Source organism: Saccharopolyspora antibiotica, from assembly GCF_047200635.1.
In the GTDB taxonomy this organism is placed as follows: Bacteria; Actinomycetota; Actinomycetes; order Mycobacteriales; family Pseudonocardiaceae; genus Saccharopolyspora_C.
This window is the reverse complement of record NZ_JBJZOI010000013.1, coordinates 167,375-175,796: the sequence shown is the minus strand read 5'-3', so window position 1 is coordinate 175,796 and position 8,422 is coordinate 167,375. Positions and strand designations below refer to the sequence as shown.

The following is an 8,422-nucleotide window of genomic DNA, read 5'->3' as shown; positions in this document are numbered from 1 at the left end:
TCCCCGTCCGACCGACAACCATCGGCTTGCTTGTGGAGTTTGAATTTCGAGTCACCCACTCTACCAGTCTCAACTGGGAGCTTGGTTCGTGACCCCCGCCGCGCCCGGTCCGTTTTCCGGCCCGTTCCGCGCTGACTTGAAGTAATTTACCCACCCGCTGATCAGAAGTCAAATCGGCGCCGAGCAGGACCGGAAGGAGGTGAACATGCTGGTCACCCGCCGTTTCCGGCCCTGCTCGAAGGTTAGTACAGCACCTTGATGCCCGCAGTGTGACGCTTGCCACGTCGAATGACCGCCCAGCGGCCGTGCAGCAGGTCGTCCCGGGACACCGACCACGCCTCATCTGCGATTTTGGTGTTGTTGACGTAGGCGCCGCCCTCGTTGACGGTGCGGCGGGCCGCTCCCCTGCCCTGCGCGAGTCCGGCCCCGACGAGCAGATCGACGATCGTCGGCTCGTCCGAGAGGCGCACCTCGGCGGTGGGGACCTCGGCCATGACGGCGTCCAGCGTCGCCTCGTCGAGCTCGGCGAAGTCGGCGCGGCCGAACAGGGCCTGGCTGGCCGCGATCACCTGACGGGTCTGGTCGGCCCCGTGCACCAGGGTGGTGAGCTCCTCCGCGAGCCTGCGCTGCCCGGCGCGCTGCTGCGGGCGCTCCGCGGTGAGGCGTTCCAGCTCCTCGATCTCCTCCTGCTCCAGGAAGGTGAATAGGCGCAGGTACTTGGCCACGTCCGCGTCGGCGGAGTTCACGAAGTACTGGTACCAGGCGTAGGGAGAGGTCAGCTCCGGGTCGATCCACACGTTGCCGCCGCCGGTGGACTTGCCGAACTTGCGTCCCTCGGCGTCGGTGACGAGCGGCAGCGTCAGCGCGTGCCCGGTCACGTTCTCCTGGCGGCGCAGCAGGTCGACGCCCGCGACGATGTTGCCCCACTGGTCGGAGCCGCCGAGCTGGAGCCGGGTGCCGTACTTCCGGTTGAGCTGCACGAAGTCGTTGGCCTGCAACAGCATGTAGCTGAACTCGGTGTAGGAGAGGCCGTCGCCCTCCAGGCGGCGCTTGACCGTGTCCCTGGACAGCATCGTGTTGATCGAGAAGTGCTTGCCGACGTCGCGGAGGAACTGCGTGACGGGCAGCTGCGCGGTCCAGTCGGCGTTGTCGGCGAGCAGGGCACCGGTCGCCGAGCCGTCGAAGTCGACGAAGCGGGAGAGCTGGCGCCCGATGCGCTCGGTCCACTCCCGGACGGTGTCGACGTCGTGCAGGTTGCGCTCGCCGGTGTCGCGCGGGTCGCCGATCAGGCCGGTCGCGCCGCCGGAGAGCACCACCGGGCGGTGCCCGGCGAGCTGGAAGCGGCGCAGCGTCAGCAGCGGGACGAGGTGGCCGGCGTGCAGGCTCGGCGCGGTCGGGTCGAAGCCCGCGTACAGGGTGAGCGGGCCGGAGTCCAGGTCGGAACGCAACACGTCGAGGTCGGTGGATTGCGCGATCAGCCCGCGCCAGGACAGCTGGTCAAGGATGTGCTCACTCACGCGAACCAGTCTGGCTCATCAGGCCGACCGGTTTCGTGCCTGGTCCCGGATCCGGCGGCGCCCTCCCCTCCGGTACGGGCTGACGGCCGGGGAGCCGTCGATCCAGGAGCGCCACGGGAGGTCGACGGCGGTGGCGACGCCCACGCGGGGCCCGGTGCGGACGTCGTCCTCGTCCACGGCCTCGCCGCGGTACAAGCGGACGGGCGAGCCGGGGTCGGTGAGGTCGATCCCGTTGTGCTCGCGGGTGATGCCGAGGACCCCGGCGAGCCGGGCGGGCCCGCTGGCGAGCTGGACGTCCTTGCGCACTGCGGGGCGCCGCTGCCGCGCGAGTTCGGTGCCCTCGACGATCTCGGCCGCGCGCAGCAGCACGGCCCCGGCCGCGCCGTCCTCGGTGCAGACGACGTTGATGCAGAAGTGCAGGCCGTAGACGAAGTAGACGTAGAGGTGCCCGGCGGGCCCGAACATCACGGCGTTGCGCGGGGTCCGGCCGCGGTAGCAGTGCGAGGCGGGGTCGTCACCGCCCCGGTAGGCCTCGACCTCGACGAGCCGGACCCGCACGTCCCCCTCCGGGTGGTTCGACCGCAGCTCGCAGCCGAGCAGGTGCCGCGCCACCTGGAGGGGGTCGTGGGCGAGTTCCGCGCGGGTCAGCTGAGTCACGGGCGGAAGGGTACTGACCCGGCGGGGCCGGGCGTCAGCCCTCCAGCCAGGCCCGGTGCTCGCGGACGGCCGCGAACACCCGGTCACGCTGCTCGCTCACCCGGTCGGGGGCGGTCCCCCCGTGCGAGTCACGGGAGGAGATGGAGCCCGCGACGGTCAGCACCTCCCGCACCTGGGGGGTGAGCGCGGGGTGCGCCGCGGCGAGCTCCGCGTCGGTGAGCTCGTCGAGCCCGACGCCGCGGCCCTCGGCGGTGCGCACGCACTCGCCCGAGGCCTCGTGCGCAACCCGGAACGGAACGCCCTGGCGCACCAGCCACTCGGCGATGTCGGTGGCGAGGGTGAACCCGGCGGGGGCGAGCTCGGCGAGCCGCTCGGTGTGGAAGGTGAGCGTGCCGAGCATCCCGGCCATGGCGGGCAGCAGGAGGTCGAGCTGCTCGACGGAGTCGAAGACCGGCTCCTTGTCCTCCTGCAGGTCCCGGTTGTAGGCGAGCGGCTGAGCCTTGAGCGTGGCGAGCAGCCCGGTGAGGTTGCCGACGAGCCGCCCGGACTTGCCGCGCGCGAGCTCGGCGACGTCCGGGTTCTTCTTCTGCGGCATGATCGAGCTGCCGGTGGCCCAGGCGTCGTCGAGCGTGACGTAGCCGAACTCGGCCGTGTTCCAGATGATCACCTCTTCGGCGACCCGGGACAGGTTGACGGCGAGCATGGCCAGGCAGAACGCGGACTCGGCGGCGAAGTCGCGGGAGGCGGTGCCGTCGATGGAGTTGTCCACCGCGCCGTCGAAGCCGAGCTCGGCGGCCACGGCCTGCGGGTCCAGCCCGAGCGAGGATCCGGCGAGCGCGCCGGAACCGTACGGGGAGTAGGCGGTGCGGGCGTCCCAGTCCCGCAGCCTGCTCACGTCGCGCAGCAGCGCCTGGCAGTGCGCGAGCAGGTGGTGGCCGAGCAGCACGGGCTGGGCGTGCTGGAGGTGGGTGCGGCCGGGCAGCACCGCGTCGGGGTGCGCCTGGGCCTGCCCCGCGAGCGCCTCGACGACGTCGAGGACGCCGGCGGTGACGCGGCGGGTGGCGTCGCGCAGCCACATCCGGAAGAGGGTGGCGACCTGGTCGTTGCGGGAGCGCCCGGCTCGCAGCTTGCCGCCGAGGTCGGTGCCCACGCGCTCCAGCAGGCCGCGTTCGAGGGCGGTGTGCACGTCCTCGTCGGCGACGACCGGCTGGAAGGCGCCGGATTCGACGTCGGCGGCGAGGACGTCGAGGCCCTCGTGCATCCGCTGGAGCTCGTCCTCGGTGAGCAGCCCGGCGCGGTGCAGCACGCGGGCGTGGGCGCGGGAGCCGGCGATGTCGTAGGGCGCCAGCCGCCAGTCGAAGTGGGTGGACAGGCTCAGCGCGGCCATCGCTTCGGCCGGGCCGGAGGCGAAGCGGCCGCCCCACAGCTTGGTGGGTTCGCTGCCTTGCTGGGTCACGGTGTTGTTCCTTGTCGGACGGGGTGGTCGGTTCGGTGCGGGGACGGGGCGGTCAGTCGTGCTCGTCGCCGCGGTCCTCGGTGCCCTCCGGCGACGCGGTCCGCTCGCCGGAGGCCATGTTGGTGAACCGCTCGGCCAGGTCGAGGCCGGTGAGCGGTTCTCTGGCGACGACCATCACGGTGTCGTCGCCCGCGATGGAGCCGACGGCTTCCAGCAGGGCGGCTCGGTCGATCGCGCTGGCCAGGAACTGCGCGGCGCCGGGCGGGGTGCGCAGCACGGTGATGTTGCCGGAGCCGTCGGCGGAGACGAGCAGCTCGGCCAGCAGCCTGCTGAGCCGGGTGGTGCCGCCCTGCACCCCGCGGACGGGGCTGCCGTCCTCGGGGATGACGTAGACGGCCGCTCCTCCGTCCGGCCCGCGCAGCTTCACCGCTCCGAGCTCGTCGAGGTCGCGGGACAGCGTGGCCTGGGTGACGTCGATGCCGTCTCCGGCCAGCAGCCGCGCGAGCTCGGTCTGGCTGCGGATGCCCATCGCCGAGACGAGCTCGACGATGCGCGCCTGCCGGGCCGCCCGGGTGCTCATGACCGTCGCACCAGCCAGGCCAGCAGCGCCTTCTGCGCGTGCAGCCGGTTCTCGGCCTCGTCGAACACGGCGCTGGCCGGGCCGTCGAGGACGTCGTCGGTGACCTCCCAGCCGCGGTGCGCGGGCAGGCAGTGCAGGACCGTGGTCTCGACGCCGGTGGCGGCGAGCAGCTGGGCGTTGATCTGGAAGGGCCGGAACGGGCTGACCCGGTCCTTGCCGTCGTTCTCCTGGCCCATCGAGGTCCAGGAGTCGGTGACGAGCACGTCGGCTCCGTCCACGGCGGCGCGCGGATCGGTGTGCAGGGCGACCGAACCGCCGGTCTCGGCGGCGCGCTCGTTCGCCGCGTCGAGGACCCAGCTGGCGGGGGCGAACCCCTCGGGGGCGCCGATGCGGACGTGCATTCCCGCGGTGACGCCGCCGATCAGCAGCGAGTGGGCCATGTTGTTCGCGCCGTCGCCGAGGTAGGTGAGGGTGCGGCCGGGCAGCTCGCCGTGGCGTTCCCGCACGGTCTGCAGGTCGGCGAGGACCTGGCAGGGGTGGAACTCGTCGGTGAGCGCGTTGATCACGGGAACGGTGGCCGCGCCCGCCATCGCCTCGATGCGGGCCTGGGCGAAGGTGCGCCAGACGACCGCGTCGACGTAGCGGGACAGCACGCGCGAGGTGTCCTCGATGGTCTCCTCGCGGCCGAGCTGCATCATCCGGCCGTCGACGACGAGGGGTTGCCCGCCTAGCTGGTGGATGCCGACCTCGAAGGAGAGCCGGGTCCGGGTGGAGTTCTTCTCGAAGATCACCGCGATGGAGCGGCCGTCGAGCGAGCGGTCCCCGTTGCGATCGGCCTTGAACCGCGCGGCGAGGTCGAGGATCTCGGTCTGCTCCTGCGGGCTCAGGTCGTCGTCGCGCAGGAAGTGCCGGAGCGTCACGGGTTTCACCTCCGTGGCTTCGTGGTGGGTGGGGCGTTCGGAACGGGCGGTCAGCCCAGCAGGCCGGGCAGGTCGGCGAGCAACCGCCGGGCCTGCTCGGCGGTGAGCACGAGCGCCGGGCTCAGCCGGAGGACGTCCGGCTGCACGGCGTTGATCAAGTATCCGGCGTCCTGCGCGGCGGCGGCCACGCGGGCGGCGACGGGTTCGGTGAGCCGGATCCCGAGCAGCAGCCCGTGCCCGCGCACCTCGGCGACGAGCGGGTGCCCGAGGCCGCGGACTCCTTCGGAGAGCTGCTCGCCGACGACCTTCACGTGGTCGAGCAGCCCCTCGGAGGCGATGGTGTCGAGCACGGCGAGCGCGGCGGCGCAGGCCACGGGGTTGCCGCCGAAGGTGGTGCCGTGCTGGCCGGGTTCCAGCAGCTCGCCGGCGTCGCCGATGCCGATGCAGGCGCCGAGGGAGAGACCGCCGCCGAGCCCCTTGGCCAGGGTGATGACGTCGGGTTCGATCCCCTCCCGCTGGAAGGCGAACCAGTGGCCGGTCCGGCCGATGCCGGTCTGCACCTCGTCGACGACGAGCAGCGCGCCGTGCCGCCCGGTGATCTCGCGGGCGGCGCGGAGGTAGCCCTCGGGCGGGACGATCACGCCGTTCTCGCCCTGCACGGATTCGAGCACGAGCGCGGCGGTGCTGTCGTCCACGACGGATTCCAGCGCGGCCACGTCGCCGTAGGGGACGTGCTCGACGCCGGGGGGCATCGGGGCGAAGGGCTGCTGCTTGGCGGGCTGGCCGGTGAGGGCGAGCGCGCCCATGGTGCGGCCGTGGAAGCCGCCCTCGGTGGCGACGATCTTCGGTCGGCCGGTGCGCCGGGCGATCTTGAACGCGGCCTCGTTGGCCTCGGCGCCGGAGTTGCAGAACAGCACCCGGCCGCGGCCGGTGCAGCCGGCGAGCTCCAGCAGCCGCTCGGCCAGCCGCAGGCCGGGCTCGTGGGCGTAGAAGTTGGAGACGTGCGCGAGGGTGCCGATCTGGGCGGTCACCGCCTCGACGACGGCGGGGTGGGCGTGCCCGAGCGCGTTGACGGCGATGCCGCCGACGAGGTCGAGGTAGGTGGTGCCGTCGGCGTCGGTGACCTCGCAGCCGGAGCCGCGGGTCAGGGTGAGCTTCGGGGTGCCGTAGTTGCCCATCATGGACGCCTGCCAGCGCTGCGCCCCGGTGGTGTTGGTGGTCATGCGTTCTCGCCTTCCTCGCTGGGCAGCACCATGGTTCCGACTCCGGCGCTGGTGAAGACCTCCAGGAGCACCGAGTGCGCGAGCCTGCCGTCGATGACGTGCGCGCGCGGGACGCCGCCGCGCACGGCGCGCAGGCAGGCCTCCATCTTCGGGACCATCCCGGCGGCCAGGCCGGGCAGCAGTTCTTCGAGCCGGTCGGCGTCGATCCGGGAGACCAGCGACGATCGGTCGGGCCAGTCGGTGTAGAGGCCTTCGACGTCGGTGAGCACGACGAGCTTCTCCGCGCCGAGGGCGACCGCGAGGGCCCCGGCGGCGGTGTCGGCGTTGACGTTGTGCACGACGCCGTCGACGTCGGGCGCGACGGTGGACACGACGGGGATGCGCCCGGCGCTGATCAGGTCGAGCACCGCGTCCGGGTTGACGGCGACCACGTCGCCGACGAGGCCGACGTCGACGGGTTCGCCGTCGACGGTGGCGGTGCGGCGGGCGGCGGTGAACAGCTGCGCGTCCTCGCCGGACATGCCCACGGCGTGCGGGCCGTGCTGGTTGATGAGGCCGACCAGCTCGCGGCCGACCTGGCCGACGAGCACCATCCGCACCACGTCGAGGGTCTCGGGGGTGGTGACGCGCAGGCCGCCGCGGAACTCGCCGGTCATGCCGAGCCGGTCGAGCATCGTGGTGATCTGCGGGCCGCCGCCGTGCACGATGACCGGGTGCAGGCCCGCGAGCCGCAGGAACACCATGTCCTGCGCGAAGGCGGCCTTGAGCTCGTCGTCGATCATCGCGTTGCCGCCGTACTTGACGACGACGGTGGCGCCGTGGAAGCGCTCCAGCCAGGGCAGCGCCTCGATGAGCACGCTGGCCTTCGCGGCGGCGGTGGCCAGCCGGTCGGCGGGGGTCGGGTTCCCGGTCATGAGGAGTACGCGCTGTTCTCTTCGACGTAGTCGTGCGAGAGGTCGGTGGACAGGATGGTCGCCTCCTGGTCGCCGAGGTGCAGGTCCACGACGATCTCGATGTCGCGGCCGCTGAGGTCGGCCTCGCCGCGGTCCCGGTTGGGCAGTCCCGCCGCGAACAGCGAGACCCCGTTGGTGATGATCTCGACCCGGTCCACGTCGATCTCCGCCTCGGCCCGGCCGAGCGCCATCGCGATCCGGCCCCAGTTGGGGTCGGAGCCGAACAGCGCGGTCTTGACCAGGTTGTCCTCGGCGATGATCCGGCCGATGCGCACGGCGTCGTCCTCGCTGCGGGCGCCGCGCACGGTGATGTCGACGGCCTTGGTGGCGCCCTCGGCGTCGGCCTGCAGCTGGCGGACGAGGTCGCTGCTCACGGCGGTGAGGACCTCGGTGAGCTCGGCGGGGCTCGGTTCGACGCCGGAGGCACCGGAGGCCAGCACCAGCACGGTGTCGTTGGTGGAGGTGCCGCCGTCGACGTCGAGCCGGTCGAAGGTGGTGCGGGTGGCGGCGCGCAGGGCGGCGTCGAGGACGTCGGGCTCCACGACGGCGTCGGTGGTGAGCACGCTGAGCATGGTGGCCATGTTCGGCGCGAGCATCCCCGCGCCCTTGGCGAATCCGCCGACGCGCCAGCCGCTTCCGGCCGCACCGGCCTGCTTGGCCTTGCTGTCGGTGGTGAGCACGGCGGTCGCCGCGTCGGTCCCGGCGGCTTCGGTGTCCGCGAGCGCGGCGGCGGCGTCGTCGATCCCGGAGAGCACGGCGTCCATCGGCAGCCGCTCGCCGATCAGGCCGGTGGAGCAGACCGCGATCTCGATGGCGCCCGCGCCGAGCACCTCGCCGACCTTCTCGGCGGTGGCGTGGGTGTCCTGGAAGCCCTCGGGCCCGGTGCAGGCGTTGGCGCCCCCGGAGTTGAGCACGACCGCGCGCAGGCTGCGCTCCTGGAGCACCTGCCGGGACCACAGCACCGGGGCGGCCTTGACCTTGTTCGTGGTGAAGACCCCGGCGGCGGTCCGCCGGGGGCCGTCGTTGACGACGAGGGCGAGGTCCCGCGCTCCGCTCGCCTTGATCCCGGCGGGCACACCGGCCGCCCGGAATCCGGCGGGGGCTGTGACGCTCATG

At 72.7% G+C, this 8,422-nt stretch carries 8 protein-coding genes; all 8 read right to left on the bottom strand.

Annotation, left to right across the window (positions count from 1 at the left end; all coding sequences use genetic code 11):
* Positions 1–242 precede the first annotated feature (242 nt).
* Genes tyrS through argJ form a run of 8 tightly spaced genes read right to left on the bottom strand, consistent with a single transcriptional unit; the run spans position 243 to position 8,421 of the window.
* The gene (gene tyrS, locus ACL03H_RS13280) at positions 243–1,517 is read right to left on the bottom strand and encodes a tyrosine--tRNA ligase (protein WP_412811498.1); all 1,275 of its coding nucleotides are present in this window, start codon (positions 1,515–1,517) and stop codon (positions 243–245) included.
* A gap of 18 nt (positions 1,518–1,535) precedes the next feature.
* Positions 1,536–2,165 carry a DNA-3-methyladenine glycosylase gene (locus ACL03H_RS13275; protein WP_412811509.1) on the bottom strand — a complete coding sequence of 210 codons (630 nt, stop codon included), beginning with the start codon at positions 2,163–2,165 and terminating at the stop codon, positions 1,536–1,538.
* Between the two features lie 43 nt (positions 2,166–2,208).
* Positions 2,209–3,630, bottom strand: a complete 1,422-nt coding sequence (argH, locus tag ACL03H_RS13270) for an argininosuccinate lyase (RefSeq protein ID WP_412811497.1) — start codon at positions 3,628–3,630, stop codon at positions 2,209–2,211.
* Positions 3,631–3,682: 52 nt separating this feature from the next.
* Positions 3,683–4,210 (bottom strand): arginine repressor, encoded by a 528-nt coding sequence (locus tag ACL03H_RS13265; RefSeq protein ID WP_412811496.1) that lies wholly within the window; start codon positions 4,208–4,210, stop codon positions 3,683–3,685.
* Positions 4,207–5,130 (bottom strand): ornithine carbamoyltransferase, encoded by a 924-nt coding sequence (gene argF / locus ACL03H_RS13260; RefSeq protein ID WP_412811495.1) that lies wholly within the window; start codon positions 5,128–5,130, stop codon positions 4,207–4,209. Before argF ends, ACL03H_RS13265 begins: the two co-directional genes overlap by 4 nt.
* A gap of 50 nt (positions 5,131–5,180) precedes the next feature.
* On the bottom strand, positions 5,181–6,353 hold the full coding sequence (locus tag ACL03H_RS13255) for an acetylornithine transaminase (protein ID WP_412811494.1): 1,173 nt from the start codon (positions 6,351–6,353) through the stop codon (positions 5,181–5,183).
* Positions 6,350–7,267 carry an acetylglutamate kinase gene (argB, locus tag ACL03H_RS13250; RefSeq protein WP_412811493.1) on the bottom strand — a complete coding sequence of 306 codons (918 nt, stop codon included), beginning with the start codon at positions 7,265–7,267 and terminating at the stop codon, positions 6,350–6,352. The genes ACL03H_RS13255 and argB overlap by 4 nt, the downstream gene beginning before the upstream one ends.
* On the bottom strand, positions 7,264–8,421 hold the full coding sequence (gene argJ / locus ACL03H_RS13245) for a bifunctional glutamate N-acetyltransferase/amino-acid acetyltransferase ArgJ (RefSeq protein ID WP_412811492.1): 1,158 nt from the start codon (positions 8,419–8,421) through the stop codon (positions 7,264–7,266). The genes argB and argJ overlap by 4 nt, the downstream gene beginning before the upstream one ends.
* Position 8,422 lies beyond the last annotated feature (1 nt).